At 71.3% G+C, this 23,001-nt stretch carries 17 protein-coding genes; 6 read left to right on the forward strand and 11 right to left on the reverse strand.

Features of this window, described 5'->3' with window-relative positions; translation table 11 throughout:
• Positions 1-125: 125 nt before the first annotated feature.
• Entirely contained in the window at positions 126-1,529 is a 1,404-nt protein-coding gene (eccB, locus tag AB0H87_RS01225) for a type VII secretion protein EccB (RefSeq protein ID WP_360137606.1), read from the reverse strand.
• A gap of 93 nt (positions 1,530-1,622) precedes the next feature.
• Here eccB and AB0H87_RS01230 point away from each other — a divergent pair, with 93 nt between their 5' ends.
• Both AB0H87_RS01230 and AB0H87_RS01235 read left to right on the forward strand, forming a co-directional pair.
• Positions 1,623-2,714, forward strand: coding sequence for a type VII secretion protein EccE (locus AB0H87_RS01230; RefSeq protein WP_360137609.1), 1,092 nt, complete (start codon positions 1,623-1,625; stop codon positions 2,712-2,714).
• On the forward strand, positions 2,708-3,376 hold the full coding sequence (locus AB0H87_RS01235) for a hypothetical protein (protein ID WP_360137612.1): 669 nt from the start codon (positions 2,708-2,710) through the stop codon (positions 3,374-3,376). Before AB0H87_RS01230 ends, AB0H87_RS01235 begins: the two co-directional genes overlap by 7 nt.
• Here the strand turns inward: AB0H87_RS01235 and eccD are convergent.
• On the reverse strand, positions 3,373-4,770 hold the full coding sequence (gene eccD / locus AB0H87_RS01240) for a type VII secretion integral membrane protein EccD (RefSeq protein WP_360137615.1): 1,398 nt from the start codon (positions 4,768-4,770) through the stop codon (positions 3,373-3,375). The genes AB0H87_RS01235 and eccD overlap by 4 nt on opposite strands.
• Before the next feature lie 131 nt (positions 4,771-4,901).
• Here eccD and eccCa point away from each other — a divergent pair, with 131 nt between their 5' ends.
• The 3 genes from eccCa to AB0H87_RS01255 all read left to right on the forward strand — a co-directional run bounded on the left by eccCa (position 4,902) and on the right by AB0H87_RS01255 (position 9,563).
• A complete protein-coding gene (gene eccCa / locus AB0H87_RS01245) occupies positions 4,902-8,861 on the forward strand; it encodes a type VII secretion protein EccCa (RefSeq protein ID WP_360137618.1) in 3,960 nt (1,319 codons plus the stop codon).
• Positions 8,862-8,943: 82 nt separating this feature from the next.
• Positions 8,944-9,258, forward strand: a complete 315-nt coding sequence (locus AB0H87_RS01250) for a WXG100 family type VII secretion target (RefSeq protein ID WP_360137621.1) — start codon at positions 8,944-8,946, stop codon at positions 9,256-9,258.
• A gap of 23 nt (positions 9,259-9,281) precedes the next feature.
• Entirely contained in the window at positions 9,282-9,563 is a 282-nt protein-coding gene (locus AB0H87_RS01255) for a WXG100 family type VII secretion target (RefSeq protein ID WP_360137624.1), read from the forward strand.
• A 177-nt stretch (positions 9,564-9,740) separates the two neighbouring features.
• Here the strand turns inward: AB0H87_RS01255 and mycP are convergent, their stop codons facing one another.
• The 8 genes from mycP to AB0H87_RS01295 form a co-directional block, all read right to left on the reverse strand.
• The gene (gene mycP, locus AB0H87_RS01260; protein WP_360137627.1) at positions 9,741-11,132 is read right to left on the reverse strand and encodes a type VII secretion-associated serine protease mycosin; all 1,392 of its coding nucleotides are present in this window, start codon (positions 11,130-11,132) and stop codon (positions 9,741-9,743) included.
• A 235-nt stretch (positions 11,133-11,367) separates the two neighbouring features.
• On the reverse strand, positions 11,368-12,762 hold the full coding sequence (locus AB0H87_RS01265; protein ID WP_360137630.1) for a WXG100 family type VII secretion target: 1,395 nt from the start codon (positions 12,760-12,762) through the stop codon (positions 11,368-11,370).
• Between the two features lie 26 nt (positions 12,763-12,788).
• On the reverse strand, positions 12,789-13,406 hold the full coding sequence (locus AB0H87_RS01270; protein WP_360137633.1) for a hypothetical protein: 618 nt from the start codon (positions 13,404-13,406) through the stop codon (positions 12,789-12,791).
• Between the two features lie 197 nt (positions 13,407-13,603).
• Positions 13,604-15,190, reverse strand: a complete 1,587-nt coding sequence (locus AB0H87_RS01275; RefSeq protein ID WP_360137636.1) for a S8 family serine peptidase — start codon at positions 15,188-15,190, stop codon at positions 13,604-13,606.
• 245 nt (positions 15,191-15,435) lie between these two features.
• A complete protein-coding gene (gene ggt / locus AB0H87_RS01280; RefSeq protein ID WP_360137639.1) occupies positions 15,436-17,250 on the reverse strand; it encodes a gamma-glutamyltransferase in 1,815 nt (604 codons plus the stop codon).
• An 89-nt stretch (positions 17,251-17,339) separates the two neighbouring features.
• Positions 17,340-18,095 (reverse strand): ABC transporter permease, encoded by a 756-nt coding sequence (locus AB0H87_RS01285; protein WP_360137642.1) that lies wholly within the window; start codon positions 18,093-18,095, stop codon positions 17,340-17,342.
• 14 nt (positions 18,096-18,109) lie between these two features.
• Positions 18,110-18,889, reverse strand: coding sequence for an ABC transporter permease (locus AB0H87_RS01290; protein ID WP_360137645.1), 780 nt, complete (start codon positions 18,887-18,889; stop codon positions 18,110-18,112).
• Positions 18,890-19,843, reverse strand: coding sequence for an ABC transporter ATP-binding protein (locus tag AB0H87_RS01295; RefSeq protein ID WP_360137648.1), 954 nt, complete (start codon positions 19,841-19,843; stop codon positions 18,890-18,892). It lies immediately after the preceding gene.
• Between the two features lie 132 nt (positions 19,844-19,975).
• Here AB0H87_RS01295 and AB0H87_RS01300 point away from each other — a divergent pair, with 132 nt between their 5' ends.
• Complete coding sequence (locus tag AB0H87_RS01300) at positions 19,976-22,372, forward strand: discoidin domain-containing protein (RefSeq protein WP_360137651.1); 2,397 nt, start codon at positions 19,976-19,978, stop codon at positions 22,370-22,372.
• Between the two features lie 24 nt (positions 22,373-22,396).
• Here the strand turns inward: AB0H87_RS01300 and AB0H87_RS01305 are convergent, their stop codons facing one another.
• Positions 22,397-22,990, reverse strand: coding sequence for a hypothetical protein (locus tag AB0H87_RS01305; RefSeq protein ID WP_360137654.1), 594 nt, complete (start codon positions 22,988-22,990; stop codon positions 22,397-22,399).
• Positions 22,991-23,001 lie beyond the last annotated feature (11 nt).

Below are 23,001 nucleotides of genomic sequence, written 5' to 3' on the forward strand. Positions count from 1 at the left end.
TCCAGTCTTGTCTGGGTGGCCCCGGATGTCGGGGTCGCCGGCTGCATGCTCACTCCACGTCGTCCACAGTCGAGCCTAGCGCTAGGCAACGACACTTTTCGACCCGTCACTGCCTGCGGCCAGCGTCAACCGACCGGTCGCGCGAATCGCTGCGCGGCAGCCGGGTCGAGCACCGGACCCGTGGGCACCAGCGCCAACAGACTCGACGGCACCGGCAGCGGATCGACACCCCCGTAACCCATGGCCGCCGCCGCGTTGACCTGACCTTCATTCCGCAAGGGGTACTTGTAGCCCTGGTCCGTAACGAGATAGGTCGTGGTGTCAGCCTGTACGCCGGGTGCCGGCTCGACCCGCACCAGCGCACCCTTGCCGCTGGCGACGATCACGCGATCGGCCGTACCCACACCGTCCGCGCCCGGACCACCCACGGACCCGGCACCATTGGGCAAGCCGTCCGCGAGCGCGGAGTAGTGGCGCACCCGCGGCGTGTCGGCGCCCTCGTGCACGGCGCACAGCATGGGGTCCGCGGCTTGCGCCGGCTGAATCGCCGGCAGCCGCGCCGGGAAGCCCTTCGGCTCGATCGACGCCCCGCGGACCAGCGCCGCCGCCGCCTCGGCGGCCGATATCTGGATCTCCCGGGGATCGTCGGCGAGCAACAGCCGCGCGGACACGTCGCCGATGGTGACCAGGCCCTCGCGCGTCAACACGTACCGCTGCTGACCCGCCCGATAGACCTTGCCGATCTCACCGCGGTCGCCGCCGATCGGTCGCGAGCTGATGTCCCCGGCACCGTCGATCGGTGGTTGCCGCAGATCAGGGCCGCCGGCGATGCCGTTGAGCAACGCCTTGCCGACGATCACCGGCTCGACCGCGGCCAGCTCCAGCGCGGTCAGCGTGACCTCGTCGACGACCCGGTAGCGGTGGTCGTCGTAGACCACATAGGTCGCGCCCGGTCCGCTCGCGTCCGCCGGGGTGCTGACCAGCACCGCCCGCCGCGTGCCGAGGGCCTCGCCGCGGCTCGGCTCACGACCGACGAACACCGTCGTCGACGGCCCGCCGGTGCCTTGCGGCGGCGTGCTGCACACGCTCCACGGCAGCCGCACCAACGCACCGCGGTCGGGCGGCGGGTCGGGCGCGCCCGGGATGCCGATCGGTTCTCCCACGGCGTACGCGCCGAGCGAGTCGCGCGACATCTGCCTGATCGCGGGCTTCTCGGTGCCGGCGAACAGCAGCGCCGAACTCCAGTTGAGCACCGGATGCAGGGTCTCGTCGACGAGCACGTACCGCGCGCCGGTCTCCCGCATGATGATCAGCTCACCGGTCGCCGGCTTGCCGCCGCCGGGGTTGACCAACCCGATCACGCCGATGATCGCGAACACGATCGCGGCCACCATCACGCTGCCGAACAGCGCGAGCCCGAACCGCCGCATCGGCAGCTCGTTGGTCTCCGGCTCGCCGGTGAGCAGGCCTGACACGATGCGCCGGGTGATGAACCGGTGCGCCTGCACCTGTTCCTGCCGGCTGCGCATTGACGACCCTCCCAGCCACCGCGACGGGGCCACCCTACGATAGGCGACTCGTCGTACGCTGTCCCCGCCGTGCCCCTGGGGAGGAGAACGCGCATGCGAACCGCCGTTTGGCGCCTGGTGGTCGCCGAGACCGCCATCGTCGCCATCGCGCTCGCCGCGTTCAGCGGTTCACCGATCGGGCTCGGCGCCGCGGCCCCGGCCTCGTTGATCGTCGCCGGCTTCGTCTACGCCCGCCGCGACGGTCGATGGTGGACAGACAACTTCCGCGCCAGGCGGCGTTGGCGGCGACGGCGCGGCACCGGGGCGGTCCTACAGGACCATTCCATCAACGGGTACGACGACAGAGGCACCAGTGTCGGCATCGGCTGCGACAAAGGGGGCTGGTACGCCGCCGTCGCGATCGCGCCCCCGCTCGGCGTCTCCGGCACCCGCGGCGTCCCGGTCCCGGTCGACCGCCTTGCCGCCCTGCTCGACGACGTCACCCTGCCGGTCAGCGGCGTCCAGGTGGTCAGCTGGGCGGCGCCGGCACCGCACCACCTGCTACCCAGCCAGGTCCCCAGCGTCGCCTCCTACCAGCAGCTCGCCGCCGACCTGCTGCCGTCCGGCCCGGCGCCGATCGACCAGCGCGACTGGGTCGCGGTCCGCCTCGACGTGGCCGACGCGGCGGTCGCCGCACACCGCCGCGGCGGCGGCGTCGACGGCGTGCACCGGGCGGTCGCAGCCGCCGTCGGCCGGGTGAGCAAGGCGCTGAACAGCGCCGGCATCGTCACCGAGATCCTCGGCCCGCAGCAGCTCGCGGCGGCCGTCCGGCTCTGCGCCGGCCTCGACGTGCCGGCCCATGACGGCGGCGCGCCGGGCGAGGACTGGACCACCTTCCACGCCGCCGGACTGCACCACCTGGCCTTCGAGGTGCAGGGGCTGCCGCCGCGCGAGGCACCGCTGTCGTCGCTGCTGCGCGCACCCGCCGCGCAGGTCGTCCTCTCGATCGAGCTGCGACCGCAAGGCGGCGGGTCGGTGCTGGCCCGCACCGTAGTGCGGATGGCCGCGCCGGCGCCGCAGCTGCCAGAGGTGGCGCGCACGCTGTCAGGTCGCGCCGGCCACCTCGGCCTCAAGCTCCGCCGCCTCGACGGCTGGCAAGGTCCCGCCGCGTACGCGACCGCACCGACCGGTGGTGGCCCATGGTGACCCGCACCGCCCAGCCGCTCTCCGCGGCGACCGCGGGCGCGATCGGCATGCACGCCGAGCACACCGGCCTGCTGCTCGGCCGCGGTGCCGACGGCACGGCGGTCCTGCTGCGGATGTTCCGCCCGCAGCCGACCCGGATCGCCCTGATCGGCGGCCTCTGGCTGGCCCGCGTCGCGGTCTTCCGCGCACTGGCGCTCGGCGCCCAGGTCTTCGTCCGCACCTCGGACGAACGCCGCTGGCACGGCCTCGGTGAGGTGGCGGTCGGCAACCCTGACCGGGTACGCGTCGTCACCGGCGGCCGCCCGCCCGTGGCCGGCTGGGTCGGCGGTCCGATCCTGCACGTGCACGACATCGAGGGCCAGCGCGTCGTCGACCTGCGTCCCGGCGAGGCATGGCAGGCCACGCTGACCATCTCGGCGCAGCTCACCGACACGGCCGCCGACGCACTCGCGGCGGCGGACGCGGCCCTGGTGCAACGCATGTGGGCCCAACAGGCGGTCTACGTGGCGGCCCGCCTCGGCGTCGACCCGGACTCCGCGTCCGAAGTGGAGTCGCTGCCCGACGACACGGTCGCGCTGCTCAGCGACGGCCAGCTCCGCGTCGCCTGGATCTCGGCGACGGAGATCGAACAGCAGATGTTCGGCCCCCCGGGCCGGCTCTAGCTCTCGCGGATCGCGCGGATCCAGCCGTACAGGCCGCTGACCCAGACCACCAGCGGCAGGATGCCGAGGATCAGCAGGATCTCCAGGAGGTCGACGGTGCGGCCGAGCACCGGTGACTGGCGACGGCCGGCGCCCAGGGCCGAGCCGACGCTCACCGCGGCCACCACCAGTAGCCCCGCGACGACGAAGGCCAGCCGGCCGAGCATGCTCGTGGCGAGGAAGCCGCCGACGGCGATCGCGGCCAGGGCGATCACGCCGGCGACCAGCAGGGGCAACCGTTGCGCGGTCGAGATGAACCAGCGCGCCCGCATGAACAGCAGCAGCCCGAGCGCCGCGCACAGCGCGTACCCGGCGGTCCCTCCAGTTGTGACCAGCGCGATCGCCGATCCGGCCGCGATCAGCGCGACCGCACCGAGCATCCCGGCGAGCAGGTCGTCGGCGCGCTCGGCGAGGCGCAACACCCGTGCGCCGTCGACGGTCTCGGTGTCGGAGCGCAGGTCGTCGGTGCCGGACGGCACGGTCGGCACCGGCAGACCGGCCAGCCGATAGGACATCATCGGCATCGCGGGCACCACGACCAGGGCCAACGCGAGCACGACGGAGGCGGCGCCCGCGGGGGTGGCCCCGAAGATCATGCAGATCGCGGCGGCCGCACCGAGCGCCACGGCGCCGGCGGTGGCCGCGAGGAACACCTGGCCGTAGGCGGCGACGGCCGCACTGCCCGCCACCGCGGAGACGAAGACGATCGCTGCGGCGCAGACCAGCAGGTCAGGGGCGGCCAGCTCGTCGAGCCCGCGGTCGCCGGCGAACAGGGTCAGGCCACCGACGGCGGCGTACACCATGGACACCAACGCGAGCAGCAACCCGTTGCGGTGATCGCGGAACCCGCGCGCGGCGACGGCGGCCGTCGCGAGCAGGAGCAACCCGAGGACGAGGGCGATGGCCGGTGCGACACCGCGCGGCGGGCCGGTCAGCGCGAGCGCGACGGCGCCGCCGACCAGCGCGGTCGCGCCCAGGCCGAGCCCGAAGACCTTGGTGGTGGCGGCGGACCAGCGGCCGGGCCGCATCCGGGTCGCGGTGGCGATCGCGTCGACCACGTCGTCGAAGACCGGCTCGGGCTGCTCACCACCGCGCGGGCGCAGGTAGAGCAACTCGCCGTCGCGGATCTCCAACTGCGCCGGCGACTGTGCGATGTCGAGCGCGGGACCGGCCAGCCGGGCCAGCGACCAGCCGTAGCGGCCGTCAGGCTCGTCGGCCAGCCGGTCACCGGCAAACCGCAACAGCGTCGGGAGTACGTCAGCGAGTGGCACATCGGACGGTAGGGCGAGATCGACCCGGGTTTTCGGCGCGACGATCGTCACGCGGCTCGATCCCGCCGTCGTCGCGCCCGCCACGATGTCTCCCTTGTCTACCGGCTCCTCGTCCACAGGCCGCGCCCGGGCGTATCGCGGGCGCCACCGCTTGGGGCAGAGTACCTACGATGGCCACGGTCCGGTGACCACCCGCCGCCCTGGGGAGGAATGGCGTGAGTACCGTCCTGTTCCGTCGGCCGCCGCGTCGGCCCGGCCCGGCCATGCCGCGCGGTGAGCTGCTGGTCGAGTCGCCGCCGGAGCTGCCGGAACAGCTGCCCCGGGGCTTCGGCCAGCTCCTCATGGTGCTGCCGATGGTCTGTGGCGTGGGCGCCATGGCCTTCTTGTACGCCGGCCGCGGCGGCGGTGCGGTCACCTGGATCGCCGGTGGCCTGTTCGGTGTGTCCATGCTGGGCATGGCGATCGGCACGATGGGCGGCGGTGGCAACAAGAAGGCCGAGCTCGACGCGGAACGCCGCGACTACATGCGCTATCTGGCCCAGATCCGCAAGCGCGTGCGCCGTGCCTCCGACCAGCAACGCGCCGCGGCGATGTGGGTGCACCCGGCGCCCGACGCGCTCTGGTCGCTGGCCGCGTCGCGGCGCATGTGGGAACGCCGGTCCACCGACGAGGATTTCGGCCAGGTCCGCATCGCGGTCGGCCCGCAGCAGCTCGCGGTCGACGTCACGCCGCCGGAGACCAAGCCGGTCGAAGACCTCGAGCCGATGTCGGCGATCGCGCTGCGCCGCTTCATGAACACCTTCCGCGCCGTGCCCGACCTGCCGATCGCGCTGTCCCTGCGGGCGTTCGGCCGGGTCTCGTTGCGCGGCGACCGTGGCCAGGTGCTGGCCGTGACCCGCGCCGCGGTCGGCCAGCTCGCCACCTTCCACTCCCCGGAAGACGTCCGGATCGCGCTGGTCGCCGCGCCCGAGCGGGTCGGCGACTGGGACTGGCTCAAGTGGCTGCCGCACGTGCAGGTCGACCGCCAGGTCGACGGCGCCGGCCCGGTCCGGCTGGTCTTCGACTCGATGACCGAGCTGGAGAACGCGCTCGACGAGGAGCTGGGCAGCCGTGGGCGGTTCAACCCGTCGGCGAAGCCGCTGACCACGCAGGCGCACCTGGTGGTGATCCTCGACGGCGGCGAGGCGCCGGCCGCGGCCCAGCTCACCGGCCCGGGCCTGCTCGGCACGACGGTCTTCGACCTGTCCGGGGTGGTGCCCCGCGAGGCCGGCCGCTGGTTGCTGGCGCTGACCGTCAACGGCGACCGCATCGAGGTCAACCAGGGCAACCGGAGCACCTCGCTCGGGCGGGCCGACACGCTGGCATACACCGCCGCGGAGTCGCTGGCCCGCCAGCTGGCGCCGTACCGGCTGTCCCACCAGACCACCAGCGAAGAGCCGCTGTCCCGCAGCCCTGAGCTGCCCGAGCTGGTCGGCGTCGGCGACGCGGCGGCGGTCGACCCGCGGCGCAACTGGCGGCCGCGTCCGGTGCGCGAGACGCTGCGCATCCCGCTCGGCCTGGGTCCCGACGGCGCGGTCGTCGAGCTCGACCTCAAGGAGTCGGCGCTCGAGGGCATGGGCCCCCACGGCCTGATCATCGGCGCCACGGGTTCCGGCAAGAGCGAGCTGTTGCGCACGATCGTCGCCGCACTGGCGATCACCCACTCGTCCGAAGAGCTCAACTTCGTGCTCGTCGACTTCAAGGGCGGCGCGACGTTCGCGTCCCTGGACGCGTTGCCGCACACCAGCGCCGTGATCACCAACCTCGCCGACGAGCTGCCGCTGGTCGACCGGATGCACGACGCGATCGCCGGCGAGCTGCAGCGCCGCCAGGAGCTGCTGCGGGCGTCGGGCAACTACGTCTCGCGCCACGAGTACGAGCGCGCCCGGGCCGGCGGCGAGAATCTCCAACCGCTGCCGAGCCTGCTGATCATCTGTGACGAGTTCAGCGAGCTGCTCGCCGCCAAGCCCGACTTCATCGAGCTGTTCCTGCAGATCGGCCGGCTCGGCCGCTCGCTCGGCATCCACCTGCTGCTGGCGTCACAGCGGCTCGAGGAGGGCCGGCTGCGCGGGCTCGACACGCACCTGTCCTACCGGATCGGCCTGCGCACGTTCTCCGCCGTGGAGAGCCGCATCGTGCTCGGGGTGCCGGACGCATATGAGCTGCCCAACGCGCCGGGGCACGGCTATCTGAAGATCGACACGGCCACCATGCTGCGGTTCCGCGGCGCGTACGTGTCCGGCGCCTACCGGCAGGCCACCGCCGCGACGCAGGCGGCCAAGGCCCGGGTGCAGGGCCAGATCGTGCCCTACACGATGGCCGCGGTGCCGCTGCCGAAGATGCCCGCGGCGCCGCCCGAGCCGGTCGAGGCCGAGCCCGCCGGGCCGGAGTCCGCCCGCCAGGTCACGATGCTCGACGTGGTCACCGGCCGGCTGCGCGGCCAGGGCCCGCCCGCACACCAGGTCTGGCTGCCGCCGCTCGACAACCCGGTGCCGCTCGACGCGCTGTTGCCGCAACTCACGCGCGACCCCGACCGGGGGCTGCAGTCGCCCGGCTGGCCCGGGATCGGGCGGCTGGCGGTGCCGGTCGGTGTCGTCGACCGGCCGTTCGACCAGCGCCGCGACCCCCTGGTGGTCGACCTGTCCGGCGCTGCCGGCAACACCGTGATCGCGGGCGGTCCGCGGTCGGGCAAGAGCACACTGCTGCGCACGCTGATCTCGTCGCTGGCGCTCACCCACACGCCGCGTGAGGTGGCGTTCATGTGCCTCGACTTCGGCGGCGGCACCCTGCGCGGCCTGGCCGGGTTGCCGCACGTGTCCGGGGTGGCCGGGCGCCGCGACGTCGAGGCGGTGCGGCGGTCGATCGGCGAGGCGACGGCGCTGCTCGACGAGCGCGAGCAGCGGTTCACCGAGCGCGGCATCGAGTCGATCGCCGCGTACCGCCGGATGCGCGCCACCGGCCGGTTCCCGGAGGATCCGTTCGGCGACCTGTTCCTGGTCGTCGACGGCTGGGGCACCCTGCGCGAGGATTTCGAGGAGCTGGAAACGCGGATCACCCGGCTAGCGGCGCGCGGCCTCGGCTACGGCATCCACGTGATGATCACGGTCAACCGGTGGGCCGAGCTGCGGATGAACGTACGCGACCTGCTCGGCACGCGCCTCGAGCTGCGGCTCGGCGACCCGACGGAGTCCGAGATCGACCGCCGGGCCGCGACGAACGTGCCGACGGGCCAGCCGGGCCGCGGTCTCACCCGCGACAAATTGCACTATCTGAGCGCATTGCCCCGAGTCGACGGCATGGCCGACGCGGACTCGCTGGTCGACGGCACGGCCGCGATGGTCGCCGCGGTCGCCGAGTCGTGGGTGCACCCGCCGGCGCCCAAGGTCCGGCTGCTGCCCCGCCGCCTGCCGGCGGACGAGCTCACGAAGATCGCCGGCACCGACGGGCCGGGCCTCGCGATCGGCCTCAACGAGTCGCACCTGGCGCCGGTGCGCCTGGACTTCTCCGTCGACCCCCACCTGCTCGTCTTCGGCGACGTCGAGTCGGGCAAGACCAACCTGATGCGGCTGATCGCAAGATCCATTGTGGATCGCTACACGCCGCAGGAAGCCCGCCTCGTCATCATCGACTACCGGCGCGGCCTGCTCGACGCGGTCTCCGGGGATCACCTGCTGGGCTACGCGCCGTCAGCCACAGTGGTCGGTGAGATGGTGGGCTTCCTGCGCGACTCGCTGAAACAGCGGCTGCCGGGCCCCGACATCACGCCCGAACAGCTACGCAGCCGCAGTTGGTGGCACGGCCCCGAGCTGTTCGTGATCGTCGACGACTACGACCTGGTGGCGACGGTCGGCAACAATCCACTGTCGGCACTGCTGGAATTGTTGCCACAGGCCGGCGACATCGGCCTCCACCTGATATTGACCCGGCGCGTCGGTGGCGCCGCCCGCGCCCTTTACGAGCAGGTGATCCAGCGGATGCGCGAGCTGGACACCCCTGTTTTCCTGATGTCCGGCAAGCCGGAAGAGGGTGCCCTGGTCGGCACCCTCAAGCCCAGCCCGCAACCGGCGGGCCGGGGCACGCTCGTCCGCCGACAGGACGGGCAGCAGTTGGTCCAAACGGCCTGGATAGAGCCTTGACGATCCCGGGGCTGCGCCGCGGTGCCCGAGTCCGTTACGGTGAGTCCGGACGTGTCGCACGAATTAGCGAGGGGTGAGTGTTATGGGTCAGCCGTTCACGGTTGATGCCGCGACGCTCCACAAGGCTGCGGGGGATGTGCGGTCGACAAGGTCTGATGTCGACGGTGATCTCAAAAAGCTTTGGGGCGTGTTGGACGATCTGGCTGTCGCATGGCAGGGCCAGGCTTCCGCCGGTTTCCAGAACCTGATGACGCGTTGGCAGGGTGACGTCTCCAAGCTGCTGACCGCGTTGGACAACATCTCCGATCTGCTCGACCAGGGTGGCACCACGCACCAGGTCAACGACGAGCAGCAGAACGAGATGCTCAACAAGTTCAACTCGGCCCTGAACCCGTGATCTGAGCGAAGGACACCGAGACCATGTCGCAGATCCAAGTCAACTACGCCGCGCTCGAGAACGCGCAGTCCCAGATGCAGTCGATCTCGAAGACCATCGACGGCCGCCTCGACAGCCTCCGCTCGCAGCTGCAGCAGATGCAGTGGAACGGCTCGGACCGCGAGGCCTACCAGGCCTACCAGGCCCAGTGGGACGCCGCGGTCGCCGACATCAACGCGATCCTGCACGAAATCGGCGCCGCCGTCGGCATCGCCAACCAGAACTACATCACGACCGAGGCCAACAACGCCAAGGTCTGGGGCTGACGCTCCCGCACATCATCCGCAGCACGGCCCGGGCCCGAAACCCGGGCCACGCTGCTGTTCTCGGCCCGGTCTGAGCCTCCACCCGGACCACTCTGCTGTTCTCCGCGGCCGCTTGGGTGCGGCGTCCGTGGTGCGCCCAGGACGGTCGGCTCCAGGACCGCTGCAGGGTTTTGGCTGTCAGCGGGGCGGGACCTGTGCGCGACCGCTGTAGTTGGGAGTTCCGCCCCCTTGACCTGGCTGCGCGCTGCCCGGCCGTCCGGCATCGGGTTGCCAGCTCAACGGCTGGTGGCGTTGGCCCGGCAGTGAGCCGGCGGCGGTGCTCGGGCGCGCCGGACCGCCTTGGGTGATCGGGGTTGGGACGCCGGCGCGTTCGTCAGGCCGGGACGCGGCATCCTTGCGGGGTCGGGAAGTGGCGCCTTTGCCGCGTACCTTCGGCCCGGTGGCCGACGTTGTCGACGGCTCTCGGCCATCACTCGGTTGCCCCTGCTTGAGCGTGCGGCGGGTGCCAGACACAACGGCGGCGCCGCCGGGGGCGACGCGGCGTCGGGTGCGGCGAAGCACTGCGGCGCACAGCGCGATCACGAGCGCCAGGGCGGCCAGCGTGGCCGCGGTCCACGTAGCGATCGTGCGGGTGTTGCCCATCGGATCCTTGGGCAGCGTCACGGGGGTGAGCGCCAGGGGGGCGGGGGACGGCTTCGCGGCGCCGGCGATCGCGGTCAGGGCGCGGTAAGGGTTGATCATCCCGTAGCCGACCTGGTTGTTGCGGCCCTCCGGCGGATGGTCGGCGGTCGCGGTGATCCGCTCCGCCACCTGGGACGGCTTGAGATCCGGATCCGCGGAGCGGATCAGCGCCGCCAGCCCCGACACGTACGCCGCGGCAAAGCTCGTACCACCGTCCTTGAACTGCGCGTACCCGTCGCCGCGCGGCATGGGTCCGGCTACCTCGGCGCCGGGTGCCGCGACGTCCACATAGGGCCCCGACGTCGAGGTGTCGACGTGATGACCCGCCTGGTCGATCCCGGCAACGGCGATCACGCCGTCGTAGGCCGCCGGGTACGCCGTCTGCTCGTTGCCATTGCTGCCCCCGTCGTTGCCGGCCGCGGCCACCACGACAACGCCGTGCTCGACGGCGTAGTCGATCGCGTCCTCCAACCCCGACGTCGGATCGGTGGTGAGCGACAGGTTGATCACGTCGACGTCCTGGTCCGCCGCCCAGGTGATCGCCGTCGCGATGTCGGCGGACGTGTTCGGGTCGAAGTCCTTCTGCAGGTCGCGCAATACTCGGATGGGCAGAATCGACGCCTTCGGCGCGATGCCGCTGAACACGGAGTTCTGCGGCTGCCGCCCCGCGATCACCCCGGCGACCAGCGTCCCGTGCGCCACCTCGTCACACCGCCCGCGCGCGGACGACTCGACGAAGTCGCGACCCTCGAGCACCTTCCCGGCCAGCGCCGGATGCGTGGCCGACACCCCCGAGTCGATCACCGCGACCGTGATTCCCGCGCCCTCGCTGATCGGCCAAGCCAGGTCGGGCCGCAGCTGCTGCAACGGCCACGGTTTGATGGTCATCGGCTCGCCCACGTTGGGCCCGCAGGACGGCGCGCGCCCCGCGGCAGCCGCCGCCGGCACGCTCACACCAACGGCGACCACGGACGCGATCAACGTTGCCGCAGCTACCGCCGCTGCCCACCTGCAGCCCAGCGTGCGCGCCTTGGCAAGCGGCACGGCAATGCCCGCCGCGTCGGCCGGTTTGGGTGGCCGGGCGGTGGGTTCGGGTTCCTCACGCACAGGGAACGCTCGTGGGTCAGTTGCCGAGAACCGGCGGCGGGGGAGCGTCGGAGCCGCCGTTCCAGACGTTCTCGTCTTCATAGAGCCAGCTGTCGTACTCGTCTTCCTCGCCGTGCCCGCCAGAAGCACCCGGGCCACCGACGAAGCCGGCACCTGCGCGACCAGCGCCGCCCTTCCCGGCCCCGCCGCCCTTGCCCGGACCGCCGCCCGCACCAGCGCCGACGCCACCGATGCCGGCCATACCGCCGGCTCCTCGGCCCGCACCGCGACCCGCGCCGCCCGCGGCACCCGCACCGACCCCGCCGATGCCGGCCGCACCGCCTGCGCCGAGCCGGCCGGTGCCGCCACGACCTGCGCCCGCCCCACCGCGGCCGGCCAGGCCACCGCCCATCGGGGCGATCGTCGGCGTGACCGGCTTGCCGAGCGAGCCGCCGCCTGGGATCTTGCCGAGTCCGGCCGCGCCGATGCCCGCGCCGCCGCCGCCGAGCCCGGCGCCGCCGCCGAGGCCGCCTGTGCCCAAGCCGCCAGTGCCCAGGCCGCCGCCGCCGAGGCCGCCGGTGCCTAGGCCAGGAGTTCCGGTAGTCAGGCCGCCGCCCGCCCCAGCCAGGCCGGAGCCCGGCTCGAAGCCGCCGAGGTCCGGGGTCGAGGGCTTTCCGATCGGCGACCCGTCGAGCACGCCGGGCATGTTGCCCACCCCGCTGCCGCCGGGTTTGGGCAGGTCCAGCCCGCCGGCCCCACCGCCGCCACCGGCGCCGCCGATGTTCGGGACCCCGCCCCCGCCACCCACGCCGGGGCCGCCACCGCCGAGCTCCGGGGTTTTGAACTCGGGCGCCTGGGCGCCGGACGTCGGCGCTGCGTCGGGCGCTCGTTCGGCTGCCGATGTGTGTTGGCCGCTCACCGTGTCGTACGCCTGACGCGCGTCACTCTCGACGTCGGTCAGCAACTTGCGGAACTGATCGCCGAGCCAGCCGGCGAAGCTCATCGGCGCGTTGTTGAAAAAGCCGGCCTCCAGCTCGACCTCGAGCACGCCCGGGCCGATGGAGATCCGCGCGTCCCGTGCGGCCATCAGCTCACCGAGCATGCTGCTCGGGACCGGCATCGCCGATTGGGCGGCCTGCAGGTCCTGTGCGGCGGTGCGGAGCGTGTCGACGATGCCCGTGCCGCCTTCCGGCGCCGCGCTGTCGGACAGCTTCTTGAGATCTTGACTGACCGTCTTGACCTTCTCGGAGAACGCGTCGGCGGCCTTGCCCGTCCAGAACCCGTCAATGCCGTTGATGTCGCGTTCCAACGACGTGCACACATCGCGTACGTTGCCGATCAGCTCCTGCCAACCGAGAGCGGCATCCTCCACGTCGGCGGGACGCCCGGCGATGACGACGTGGTTGACCATGGTCGTCCAGTCGAGTGCCATCTGCTCTTCCTCCCCCTGGCAGATCGCTAGATCTGGTGCTGCTTCTCAGCGGCCTCGCCGAAGATCGACTGCCACTGCTGAGCGGTGAGCGCGTTCCGATCTTCCGCTGCCGCGTAGTTCTCTTTGATCTTGCCCAGCGCGTCGGCGGTGTCGTGCAGGTGCTCGATGATGCGTTCGAGCTCGGAACGGAACGACTTGTACAGCATCGTGTGCTTGCTATGGATCTCGGTGGCGCCCTTGTGGCCACCCAAGGTCGGAAACTCCGCACTGGCCGGCCCGTCGATCTTTTCGAGGATCCCGGGCATCGCGTAGTAGAGCCGGCCGAGATAGGCGGCCCGCTCGCGTAGCCACTTCTGCGTGGCCTCGAGCGACTCAAGGTCCACGCCCGTCTGGGCGTCGGGCGCCGCCTCGGTCAAACCCTTGGGGGCGACGTCGGGCCGTGACGTGCCGACGTTGGCCTGGTCGACTCGCATGTCGAAAGCGAGCGGACGATCCCACTCGCCATGGATGCGGTCGCCGTTGTTGTCGACCGTCATGACCGAGCCGTCTTTGAGCTGGAGCTCCACAGTGTTTTGGTCGATCCGCTTCCAGCTGTCGACCTGTGCGTCGAGCTCCTCGTTGCCGGACTCGAACTTCTCCCCCATTGCTTCTCCCCAGGTCTCGGCGGCCGATGATGGTGCCGGACGTCAATGCGTACCCTACCGGCCACCCGACGAAGACGGTTGCCGCTGCTCGGATGCTGGCTCGAGTTGTCCAGAGAAGACGGTCCCCGCAGGAACGCCATCGCGCCCGCCCATAGCCGAAGCAGCTGCCAGGTGGCCGGCCCGAGCCCGCGCGGCCCTCATGGTTGCCCCGGAGGTCGTGGCGCCGGTCGCTCGTCGGCCTGGCCTTGTGCCTCGCCGTGGTGTGGATCGGGCCCGCGACCCGGTGGCGGCGCGCCGAACGCCGGCTGCTGCGGCCAGGGGCCGTTGGTCGGCTGCTGCGAGGAGGGCCCGTATGTCGGCGGCTGAGGCGCGGGGCCGTATGCCGGTGGCTGAGGCGCGGGGCCGTATGCCGGCGGCTGAGGTGGGGCTCCGTATGCCGGCTGCGGTGGAGGCGCGCCGAACCCGGGCTGCTGCGGTGGAGGCGGATAGTGGCCCTGCTGCGGCGCGTACCCAGGTGGAGGCGGATAGTGGCCCTGCTGCGGCGCGTACCCAGGTGGCGGCGGCCCACCCCACTGCGGCCCAGACCCCTGCGCGCCCGGGAACCCCGCCGCAGAGAGCCGCCGGCGCCGGCGGCGGTTGGACCACACCATCAGCACCACGATCGCGGCCACCACGGCCAGGCAACCAAGTCCGTAGACCAGCAGGCCAGCCGGGTTGGTGAACTTGATGCCCAGGCCCGAGCCGTCGTCGCTGTCCTCCGCGGAGCCTGGCGCCCGCGAGGCATCGTCCGGCACGGGAGCCGCCGCACCGAGCGGGTTGGCCTCGACGGTCCGGACGTCAGCGGTCAATGCGCGTACCGGATCGATGATGCCGAAGCCGTAGAGGTAGTCCCGTCCTTTGTTGCCCTTGTCGGTAGCAGTGCTGACCAGGCGGTTGATGACGTTGGCGGCGTCGAGGTCCGGGAACCGCGCCCGGATCAGCGCGACCACCCCGGCAGCGATCGCGGCGGCGGTGCTCGTGCCGGTGCCGACACCGTAGCCGTTGCCGAAGTTGACCGACGCGATCACGTCGACGCCGGGCGCGGTCACGGCCAGCTCGGCGCCTCGGCTCGAGCCCTCCCAGACCTTGCCCTTGCGGTCGACGGCGCCGACGGACACCACACCGGGGTGCCTGGCGATCTGACCGAGGTCCTCGCCCTCGTTGCCGCTGCTCGCGACGACGACCACATCGCGTTGTTGCGCGTAGGTGATCGCGTCGTCGAGCTCGGAATAGACTAGGCGGGAGAGCGTAGCCATTGAAAGGCTGATCACCCCGACCCGCTGGTCGGCGGCCCACCGGATCGCCTCGGCCATCGCCTCGGTCGAGTCGCCGACCGCCGCGGGCATGATCTTGGCTTGCGGCGCGATGCCGAGCAAGCGCTGTTGACCGCCGCCCCGCCCAGCGATCAGGCTCGCCATCGCGGTCCCGTGGCTCACCTTCTTGTCAGGATCGGTGCGACCGTCCGCGGCGGCGCCAGGCACAAAGGCCTTGCCAGGCACAACCTGGCCCACGAGATCCTGGTTGGTCGCCTGAACGCCGCTGTCGATGACGGCGACCGTCACGCCCGCACCCTTCGTGATCTGCTGGGCGCGCGGGATGCGGAGCGTGTCGAGATGCCAGGACAGTGACCGCACGGTGTCCGCGTGCGCCGGCGTCGCGAGCAGCGGTAGCGTCGCGACCGTCAGCACGGCCGTCGCCGCGGCCAGCCACCGCGCGTGCGAACGTCGGTCTCTGATCTGCTTCATCTCACCGCCCGAGTCGCTGTCAAGGCCGGGCAGCGCGACCAGCGCATCGGCGGTCGTGACTGTCCGTGAGCCCAGTGTAGAGCGCGTCACTCGGCCGCGAAGGACCCGCAAGTGTGCCTGTGGATAACTGCCAGCCTGTGGATAACTCGATGTGGGGACCGCCGCAGGATCGAAACTGTTCACCGACCACAACGGACGCGGCGGCGACCGAATCTCGGCGCCGCCGCGTACGAAGAGGGGGTGCTTCAGTGCGAGTTCTTGGTGCGTACGACGCCTGCCGCGCCGCCACCACGGCGGACCGGTTCGGCCGTCGCGATCATGCCGCCGTGCCGGGTGAACTCGATCGCCGTGGCGGCGCCGAGCTCGGGCGTGCTGACGAACTCGGGTTGGCCGAGCGCCTTGAGATCAGCGCCGTAGGCCGTGATGAACGCCGGCTCCGCCTGCGGCGCCGTGCTGTTGCGCTGCGACGCGCGCGGCGCGGCCATCGCCTCGGGCAGGGTCATCCCGAGATCGATGCGGTTGACCAGCATCTGCAGCACGGTGGTGATGATCGTGGCGCCACCTGGGCTACCCAACGCCATGAACGGCTTGCCGTCGTCGAAGACGATCGTCGGCGACATCGACGACCGCGGCCGCTTGCCCGGCGCGGGCAGGTTCGGGTCGGGCGGCGCGCCCGGCGTCTGGATGAAGGTGAAGTCGGTCATCTCGTTGTTGAGCAGGAAGCCGCGGCCCGGCACCACCATCGCGTTGCCGCCGGTCTGCTCGATGGTGAGGGTGTACTCCACGACGTTGCCCCACTTGTCAGCGACGGTGAGGTTGGTCGTGCTCTGCCCCGGGTTGCCCTCGGCGCCGGCGGTGGCGGTCGCGCACCCGCCATATTGGCCGTCGGGGTTGCCCGGCGCGACGGGCTTGACGAACGCCTTCGCGGGGTCGATCAGGCAGGCGCGTTCAGCGGCGAACCGGTCACGCAACAGCTCGTCGAGCAGCCGCTGTGGGGTGTCGGCGCCGACGTAGCGGTTGCGGTCCGCGAACGACAACGCGCTGGCCTCGAGATAGTGGTGCAGCGCCTCGACAGCGCTCATGTCCGACAGGTCGAACCGCTCCAGGATGTTGAGCGCCTCGCCCACCGCGACGCCACCGCTCGACGGGGTCGACATTCCGTAGACCGTGTATCCGCGGTAGTCCGACCGGGTTGGCGCCGGGAACCGGACGTCGTAGCGGGCGAGGTCGCTCAGCGTCATGCCGCCGGGACGAATCTCGTACGCCCAAGGCTCCGCGGGGTCAGTGGCCACCGGCGGGTGCTGCACCGTCGACACGATGTCGCGGGCGATCCGGCCCTCGTAGAACGTGTCGGTGCCGTGCCGGGCGATCTCCCGGTAGGTGTCGGCCAGGTCAGGGTTGCGGAAGCGCGAGCCGACCGCCGGCGGCTGCCCGCCCGGCAGGTAAAGGTCGCGGGTCGAGCCGAACTGCGCGAACTGGGCGGTGTTGTCGGCGATCTGCTGACGGAACGTGGCGTCGACGGTGAACCCGCGCTGCGCGACGTCGGCCGCCGGCGCGAGGGCCGCGGACAGCGACCGGCTGCCCCACTTGCGCACGGCTTCTTTCCAGGTCAGCAGGGTTCCGGGCACGCCGGCAGCGATGCCGCTGACCCGCGCCTCCTGGAACGCCATCGCGGCGCCGTCGGCCTTGAGGAAGGCGTCCTCGCCCATCGCGCGCGGTGCGGCCTCGCGGCCGTCGATCGTGTGCACGCGCCGGGTCTTGGCGTCGTAGTAGACGAAGAAGCCGCCGCCACCGATGCCGGCGGAGAACGGCTCGGTCACGCCGAGCGTCGCGGCGGCCGCGACGGCGGCGTCGACGGCGTTGCCGCCCCGGCGGAGCACGTCGAGGCCCACCGCGGTGGCGGTCGGGTCGACGGTCGAGACGGCGCCGCCAAAGCCGACGGCCGTGGGATCCCTGGGTGGCTCGCCGCCACCACCATGCGCGAGCGCCGGGCTCGAGCCCGGCGCCACCAGCCCTGCCGCGGCTACGGCAGCGACGACTGCGATCTTTCCGAGCTTCATTGCCCCTCCTGGATCAGCATGCGTCTCTATGTCCTACCGCCACCGTCCACGATCGGCAACATGGCAAAACGCTCCCCGAAGGTAACGGATCAACTCAGCAACAGGACCGACAAGCGGCGGCGGGCGAGCCAGGTCGTGCCGGCGCCCATGACCAGGAGGTACGCGACGGCGATCGGCACGCCGGCGCCGAGCTGGCCGGTGGTGAGGCCACGCATGAGCTCGATGCTCTGGTAGAGCGGCAGCGCCGCGACCAGCGCCTGCAGCACGGGCGGATAGATCGACAACGGATAGAAGGTGGTCGCGAACAGGAACATCGGGAGCATGACCAGCTGCAGGTACTGGTGGTGGTGCGGCTCGCGGATGTAGGTGGCGGCGGCCAGGCCGGCGGCGGAGAAGGCGTACGCGATCAGGACGGCTGCCGGCACGGCCAGCACCGCCCACCAGGAGTGCACCATCCCGAGGAGGGCGATGACCGCGAAGAAGCAACTCGACGACAGGGTGCTGCGCAGCACGGACGCGGCGATCTCGCCGAGCGCGATGTCCCCGATCCGCATCGGCGTCGTGACGATGGCGTCGTACACCTTGTCGAACCGGACCCGCCACCAGACGTTGCTGGTCGTCTCGTTGACCGCGCTGTTCATCGCCGAGGTGGCCAACAGCGCCGGCGCCACGAACGCGGCGTAGCTCGACGCACCGGAGTCGCCGCTGACCAGCTGCCCGATGCCGACACCGATGGACAGGAGATAGAGGAAGGGCTCGAAGATGCCGTTGACGACGAGGTTCCACGGTCGGCCGTGGCGCAGCACCCAGAGGTGGCGCACGACGATCAGGTGGGCGGACGACACGGTTCAGGCTCCCTTCACGCGTGGAGGTGTCGCCGGTACGTGCGGCGCGCAGCCAGATAGCCGACCGCGCAGAGGGCGCCGAGATAGCCGACGTGCACCGCCGCGAGCGGCCACGACACCGTTCCGAGGCTCAGCGAGCGGCAGAGGTCGACCCCGTGCCACAGCGGGGTGGCGTAGACGAGTGGTCGCACGACCGCCGGCAGCTGCTCCACCGCGAAGAACGTGCCGGAGAACAGGTAGAGCGGCATCACCACCCACTTGAAGATGCCGTTCACGGGCCGCACGTCGGGCAGCGTGACGGCCCAGGCCGCCGAGGGCAGCGCGAACGCCATCGCGGTCAGGGCGGCGGCGGGCAGTGCCAGCAGCACCAACGGCGACTCCGCCGCGCCGAACGCGACCATCACCGCCACGAACACCGCGGCGCTCAGCGCCACCCGCGACGCCATGAAGAGGAGATGACCGTGCAGGATGTCCTCCGGCTCCAGCGGCGTACCGGCGGCGACCGGGTACGCGCCGCCGGGGCCACGGTTGACCGCCACCGGGAACGCGGCCTCCACGATGCCGTTCTGCATCGCGGCCGCCGCCAGGATCCCGGGTGCGAAGAACGCCAGGTAGTCGACGCCGCCGAGGGTCGCCGAGTCCGGACCAACGAGCCGGCCCAGGCCGAGACCGATCGCGACCAGGAACAACAACGGATTCGCGATGCTGATTACCACGGTGCCGCGCCAGGTGCGGCGGTAGCGCAGGATCCAGTACTGGTAGGCGCGCAGCGCCATCGTGTCGGCGGCCACCATTCAGTCCACCAGCGTCCGGCCGGTGAGCGCGAGGAACACGTCTTCGAGACTGGCCCGGCGGACCATCGCGGTCGCCGGCCGCAGGCCGACCTGATGGACGACCGCGAGCGCCGCCTCACCCTCGGCGGTGTACCAGAGGACACGGTCGGGCAGTTCCTCCAGCCGGTCCCGGATCGCGGCGTCCCGCAGCTTGGCCACGGCCTTGTCCTGCTCGCCGATCTCGAAGCGCAGCTCGAGGACCTCCCTTGTGGAGTGTTTGGCGATCAGCTCGGCCGGCGTTCCCTGCGCGACGATCCGGCCCTTGTCCATCACGATCAGCCGATCGCAGAGCTGTTCGGCCTCGTCCATGTAGTGGGTGGTCAGGATCAGGCTGACGCCCTGCTGTTTGAGCCGGAACAGCCGGTCCCACAGCACGTGGCGGGCCTGCGGGTCGAGTCCGGTCGTGGGTTCGTCGAGGAGCAGGATCTCCGGCTCGTTGATCAGCGAGCGAGCGATCGTCAGCCGCCGCCGCATCCCGCCGCTGAGCGCGTCGACCCGCTCGCCGCCGCGCTCCGCGAGCTGGGCGAACTCCAGCAGTTGCGCGCTGCGGGCGGCGATCAGCTGTCTCGGCAGCCCGAAGTAGCGGCCGTAGATCAGCAGGTTCTCCAGCACGGTCAGGTCGCGGTCGAGCGCGTCGTCCTGCGGCACGACGCCGAGCCGGGCGCGGATCTGCCGCCCAGCGGTGAGGGAATCCATGCCGAGCACTCGCAGCGTGCCCGCCGTCGGCGGCGACACGCAGGCGATCATGCGCATCGTCGACGACTTGCCAGCGCCGTTGGGGCCGAGGAAGCCGAACGACTCGCCACGTCGCAGCGTGAAGTCGATGCCATCGACCGCGGTGAACGGGGTGCCGTGGCGGTCGCGGGGCGGGTAGCGCTTGACGAGGCCGGCCGCCTCCACGAGGACATCGGGCATGTCGATGATCGTAAGAAACCAAGCAGTGTGCTGTCGAGATATTTCAATCATGAGTACGACTATTGCGTGCGTGTGTCGCGTCCTGGCACGATGACCGTCGATCCCGTCCCGACCCCCCAAGGAGCGGTAGACATGGCGGTCTCGCGCCGAAGATTCGTGACCTCAGTGGCGGCCGGGTCCGCCCTCGCCGCTGTCTCCACCACCGAGCTGGCTGCCGTCCTGGCCAGCCCGGCCAGCGCCGCAAGCCCACCGGGCGACGTCGTCGGCAAGATCTCGGTCGGCTATCAGGGCTGGTTCGCCTGCCCGGGCGACGGCGCGCCGATCGGGGGCTGGTGGCACTGGTCGCGCGACCGGTTCCAGCCGCCCTCGCCCGGCAACACCACGATCGTGTCGTGGCCGGACATGCGCGAGTACACGCGCGGCTACACGACCGCGTACCCGAATCTCGGCAACGGGCAGCCGGCGCAGCTGTTCTCGTCGTACGACGACCAGACCGTCGACACGCACTTCAAGTGGATGCAGCAGTACAACTGCGACACCGCCGCACTCCAGCGGTTCAACCCGTTCGGCGACGAGGGCCCGACCCGGGACGCGATGGCGCAGAAGGTGCGGGCGGCGGCGGAGAAGTACGGCCGCAAGTTCTACATCATGTACGACGTCACGAGCTGGACGAACATGCAGTCGCAGATCAAGACCGACTGGTCCAGCAAGATGTCCGCACACACGGCTTCCGCGGCGTACGCCCGACAGAACGGCAAGCCCGTCGTCTGCATCTGGGGCTTCGGGTTCAACGACGACGGCCGCCCGTTCGCGCCCGCGGCGTGTCTCGACGTCGTCAACTGGTTCAAGGCGCAGGGCTGCTACGTGATCGGCGGCGTGCCCACGTACTGGCGCCAAGGCATCAACGACTCGCGACCCGGGTTCTCCGAGGTCTACCACGCGTTCAACATGATCTCGCCGTGGATGGTCGGCCGCACCGGTGACCTGGCCGGCCTCGACTGGTTCTACACCAACGTCAACGTCCCCGACCAGGCCGACTGCAACGCCAACGGCATCGACTACCAGCCCTGCGTGATGCCGGGTGACCTGTCGTCGGGTCACCGCCGGCACGGCGACTTCTACTGGCGCCACCTCTACAACATGATCCGCGTCGGCGCGGCCGGCCTCTACGTCTCGATGTTCGACGAGTACAACGAGGGCAACCAGATCGCCAAGACCTCCGAGACCCAGGCCACGACCCCCGCCGGCGCCAACATCCGCGCCCTCGACGAGGACGGCACGTTCTGCTCGTCGGACTACTACCTACGGATCACCGCCGACGGCGGCCGCATGCTCAAGGGCCAGCTCGCGCTGACACCGAACCGGCCCACCCAGCCCACCACCGGTGGCGCCCCGCCCGACCCGCCGACCGGCAACCTCGCGCTCAACAAGCCCACCTCGGCCAGCTCGCAGAACGGCGGGTTCGCCGCCGGCAACGCGGTCGACGCCAACGTCGGCAGCTACTGGGAGAGCGCCAACAGCGCGTTCCCACAATGGCTGCAGGTCGACCTCGGCACCGCGGTCCTGGTCAACAGGGTCGTGCTGAAACTTCCGCCCGGCTGGGAGACACGCACCCAGACGATCCTGGTCCAGGGCAGCACCAACGGCTCGCAGTGGACGACGCTCGCGCCCAGCGCCGGGGTGACCTTCAACCCCGGCTCCGGCAACACCGCGACTGTATCCGTGACCGCCGCACAGGCCCGCTACGTGCGCCTGACGATCAGCGGCAACACCGGGTGGCCGGCGGCCCAGATCGCGCAGTTCGAGGTGTACGGCGGGGTCAGCGAGCCCGGCAGCCCGCCCACCCCGCCCGGCAACCTGACCGTGACCGGCAAGACCACCACGAGCGTCTCGCTGTCGTGGACCGCGTCGAGCGACGACGTGGGTGTGGTGGGCTACGACGTGCGCCAGGGCTCGACCGTGGTCGGGTCGCCGGGCGGCACCTCGTACACCGTGAACGGCCTGAGCCCGAACACCGCCTATGCGTTCTCGGTAGTGGCGCGCGACAACGCGGGCAACGTGTCGAGTCCATCCAATGTGGTCAGCGTGACCACCAACGCGCCACCGGCCAACACCAACCTGGCGCTCGGTCGGCCGACTGCCGAAAGTGGACACACGCAGAGCTACGGCTCGGGCAACGTCGTGGACGGCAACGCCGACAGCTACTGGGAGAGCCCCAACAACGCGTTCCCGCAGTGGGTGCAGGTCGATCTCGGCGCGGCGACCTCGGTCAGCCGCGTCGTGCTCAAGCTCCCACCGCAGGCCGCCTGGCAGACCCGCACGCAGACGCTGTCGATCCAGGGCAGCACCAACGGCTCCACGTGGAGCACTCTCGCCGCGTCCGCCGGTCGTGTCTTCAACCCGGCGACCGGCAACGCCGTGACCGTCACGTTCGCGGCGACCTCGACCCGGTACGTCCGGGTCAACGTCACCGGCAACACCGGTTGGCCCGCCGGGCAGCTGTCGGAGCTGGAGGTCTATGCGAGCTGACGACCGGATCCCCGTCGGCCGCTGTCAATCGCCCTTCGCAGCGGCCGGCGGTCCGGTCGGCCGATGGTCGTCGGAGCGGTAGGCCAGCAGTCGGCGCCTGCGCAGTAGGAGAAGGCCGGCGGCGGTCAACGTGCCGACCGCGGCACCGATCAGCAGCAGCCGGGCGATGAGCTCGTCGCCGATGATCGCGGCTGCGACGAAAGCGATCCCGGCCACGACCTGGGACGCCGCGGTGGCCGCGAGCCGCCGGACCGTCCCGTGCACCCGCATGTCGTTCACCAGTTCGTCGATCCGCGGATCGTCGCTCGAACCGGCCCGGATCGCACGCTCCACCGCTTTGCGCGTCGCGGAGTCGGCACCCTCGACCAACGGGACATGAGCGCGGCGCCGCACCCGGACGAACAACGGCGTCAACAACGCGGCGAAGACCACGAACGGCAGGAGAGCAACAACCACGTTCCAGGGCGGGGCCAGCTCGCCCACGCCGCCGCGTGCCGCGAACAGAGCGGCCAACCCGCCGAAGAAGAGCAGCAGGACCAGCGCGACCCAGCCACCCGACGCCGTAGTGCGGTCCGCGTTGGATCGCAGTTGGTCGCGCTCCTCCGCCGTCAGGCCCATGGCGGGCGAGG

The sequence above is a fragment of the Asanoa sp. NPDC050611 genome (assembly GCF_040654855.1).
In the GTDB taxonomy this organism is placed as follows: domain Bacteria; phylum Actinomycetota; class Actinomycetes; order Mycobacteriales; family Micromonosporaceae; genus Asanoa.

Bases quoted from the DNA above. Each gene is read 5' to 3' on its own strand.
- eccB (WP_360137606.1), bottom strand. From the start codon at position 1,529: ATGCGCAGCCGGCAGGAACAGGTGCAGGCGCACCGGTTCATCACCCGG.
- AB0H87_RS01230 (WP_360137609.1), top strand. From the start codon at position 1,623: ATGCGAACCGCCGTTTGGCGCCTGGTGGTCGCCGAGACCGCCATCGTC.
- AB0H87_RS01235 (WP_360137612.1), top strand. From the start codon at position 2,708: ATGGTGACCCGCACCGCCCAGCCGCTCTCCGCGGCGACCGCGGGCGCG.
- AB0H87_RS01250 (WP_360137621.1), top strand. From the start codon at position 8,944: ATGGGTCAGCCGTTCACGGTTGATGCCGCGACGCTCCACAAGGCTGCG.
- AB0H87_RS01255 (WP_360137624.1), top strand. From the start codon at position 9,282: ATGTCGCAGATCCAAGTCAACTACGCCGCGCTCGAGAACGCGCAGTCC.
- mycP (WP_360137627.1), bottom strand. From the start codon at position 11,132: ATGACCATCAAACCGTGGCCGTTGCAGCAGCTGCGGCCCGACCTGGCT.
- AB0H87_RS01265 (WP_360137630.1), bottom strand. From the start codon at position 12,762: ATGGCACTCGACTGGACGACCATGGTCAACCACGTCGTCATCGCCGGG.
- AB0H87_RS01270 (WP_360137633.1), bottom strand. From the start codon at position 13,406: ATGGGGGAGAAGTTCGAGTCCGGCAACGAGGAGCTCGACGCACAGGTC.
- AB0H87_RS01275 (WP_360137636.1), bottom strand. From the start codon at position 15,190: ATGAAGCAGATCAGAGACCGACGTTCGCACGCGCGGTGGCTGGCCGCG.
- ggt (WP_360137639.1), bottom strand. From the start codon at position 17,250: ATGAAGCTCGGAAAGATCGCAGTCGTCGCTGCCGTAGCCGCGGCAGGG.
- AB0H87_RS01290 (WP_360137645.1), bottom strand. From the start codon at position 18,889: ATGGTGGCCGCCGACACGATGGCGCTGCGCGCCTACCAGTACTGGATC.
- AB0H87_RS01295 (WP_360137648.1), bottom strand. From the start codon at position 19,843: ATGCCCGATGTCCTCGTGGAGGCGGCCGGCCTCGTCAAGCGCTACCCG.
- AB0H87_RS01300 (WP_360137651.1), top strand. From the start codon at position 19,976: ATGGCGGTCTCGCGCCGAAGATTCGTGACCTCAGTGGCGGCCGGGTCC.
- AB0H87_RS01305 (WP_360137654.1), bottom strand. From the start codon at position 22,990: ATGGGCCTGACGGCGGAGGAGCGCGACCAACTGCGATCCAACGCGGAC.